General features: G+C 39.7%; 2 protein-coding genes. Both read right to left on the bottom strand.

Annotation, left to right across the window (positions count from 1 at the left end; all coding sequences use genetic code 11):
• Positions 1-174: 174 nt before the first annotated feature.
• Entirely contained in the window at positions 175-372 is a 198-nt protein-coding gene (locus ACZMIG_RS14700) for a mobility-associated LCxxNW protein (RefSeq protein ID WP_015569874.1), read from the bottom strand.
• Positions 373-383: 11 nt separating this feature from the next.
• Positions 384-1,793 carry an ISL3 family transposase gene (locus tag ACZMIG_RS14695; RefSeq protein ID WP_015569873.1) on the bottom strand — a complete coding sequence of 470 codons (1,410 nt, stop codon included), beginning with the start codon at positions 1,791-1,793 and terminating at the stop codon, positions 384-386.
• Positions 1,794-2,025: the final 232 nt, after the last annotated feature.

Raw genomic sequence — 2,025 nt, 5'->3', positions numbered from 1 at the left:
GGATAATCAAAGTTCTTTAGGGTTTGCCAATCTATTTTAGGGTTTGTCGATAGGGTCTGGCATTAAAAAAAGCATAGTTTTTTAGGGTTCTTCGATAGGGTCTGGTTTTAGGGTCTTTCGTGAGGGTCTTTTATGAGGGTCTGGCTGGGTAGCCAGACCTTTTATTAAATTAAACTATATTTCATCGGGGAATGAGATGTGATTGCTGTCCAGAATCTCCTGTAGGGTCTGAATGTATTGGTTCTTGCGTTGAATCTCTATCCAGTTTCCGTGACAGAGAGAGTCTGCTTCCTCTAGTTCTTGACGTGTTATTACGTAGTCAAGCCATTTAAGGCAAGTGTGGTTTTTGCTAAATGCACAGTAGTTTTCCATGGGGTTTCCTCCTAAAAATCATCTTCTTCATAATAAGTTACAGGGTTATAATCAGTGATTCCATTAAGCACCGGTGTTTGTCTGGTTGCAAAAAGAAATCTGTTGCGAAAGTGCTCAAAGTTGCGGAAGCCTCTGCCCAGTCGCTTTAAATCTTTTACTTTGCGGTTAATGGATTCGATGGGACCATTAGATAAACGTGCATCATAAATTTTGCCGTTCCCGATTTTTTCGACCATAATAAATGAATTAACAATAGGGTCTTCGAATTTTTTCAATAAAGATGCAAAGTCACGAAATATTTCAAACCGGGAGCTTTTGTATGTCTGAATCAATTCTTTTAATTCATTCCGTGCAAGGAGTGGATTTCCGCCGTTTCGCGAATTAAACTGTACGTACATCTCTTTTAAGTCTCGAAAATCTTTCAAGTTTGGATCAATTCGAAAGAGAGCATCTTCGTAATCATAGGTGTTCATTAATACATGAAAATGAGAATCCATGCGAGGGTCACTGTGGTACCGGATGTTGGACTGATTGGACAGAATTAACCATCTGTATTTTTGCAGAAGGTATACTTCGTCTGATGGCGGAAGTGAAACAGGTCGTTGCTGTTCATAGGAAAGCTTGTCCTGATATTCACGGTCGCGTTGCCTGTATTTTTTTAGAAGCTGCCGTATGTAATTGTCAATAGAGCGTGTAATCCATTGAATTACATGAAAGGAATCAACAACAGGGACTGCGTTGGGGAAGTACTTTTCTACATAGGCAATATAAGGATTGTACATGTCGGAAATAAGGTATTTTACCTGATTCCGTTCTGTTGCAGGGATTGAGACAAAGTACGGTTCCGTTACGGAAGTTCTTCGGCTGCGAAGCAAGTCAATGGGGTCACCGGTATGGAAATCCTGGATGACCAATGCGTATTTACAGTCATCATCCATATCTAGGTGAACTTCATCAATGGAAATGGCATCTGTAAGAGGAAGCCTGTCCAGCTTGACATAACGGTCAAAGATCTCATGCACATATGTGTCAGACATATGGAATCTTTTAGCGATAGATGCGGATGTTTCTAAAAGATTTCGATATGCCTCTACAATGAGCATGTCAGTTGCATTTGTAGTTCTACGTCCCTTGTTAACAAAGCGGAAGGATTCATTAACTTCATACAGACAGTCTGGATTGGAACAACGCCAGCGGCGCTGTTTGAGTAGTAGAATCAAGGAATAACCATCCTGAAGAATGGGATGGTTAATAGTCCTTTTCTTTACACCACGAGAGTGCATGCGAAACCCACAGATTGGACAATAGCTGGCAACAGGTGGAGTTTCGATAATAAGAGTTTTGGTTTGACCTTCAATAATAATGTCTGAAATCTTTATATCAGAGTCTTCAAGGTCTAGTAAATCTGTGATATTATTCATTTGTCCTCCTTTGAAATTTTATTTCCGCAAAACAATCATAAATAAGGCAGGACAAAAAAGAAACAGGGTAGATTAGCTTGTGCAATACGAGCTAACATACCCTGTTTTTATTATAAATATAGGTTCAAACCCTCACGATAAACCCTAAAACCAGACCCTACTGAAAGACCCTACTGAAGAACCCGAACGAAAGACCCTAAAAAGTAAAGACCCTAAAAAACTTTGAATACCC

It is taken from the genome of Xylanibacter sp., from assembly GCF_057607445.1.
Note: the sequence above shows the minus strand (reverse complement) of the source record. Positions and strands in the feature narration are given on the sequence as shown.

Excerpts from the sequence above, each read along its gene's own strand:
- ACZMIG_RS14700 (WP_015569874.1), bottom strand. The coding sequence starts at position 372 with ATGGAAAACTACTGTGCATTTAGCAAAAACCACACTTGCCTTAAATGG.
- ACZMIG_RS14695 (WP_015569873.1), bottom strand. The coding sequence starts at position 1,793 with ATGAATAATATCACAGATTTACTAGACCTTGAAGACTCTGATATAAAG.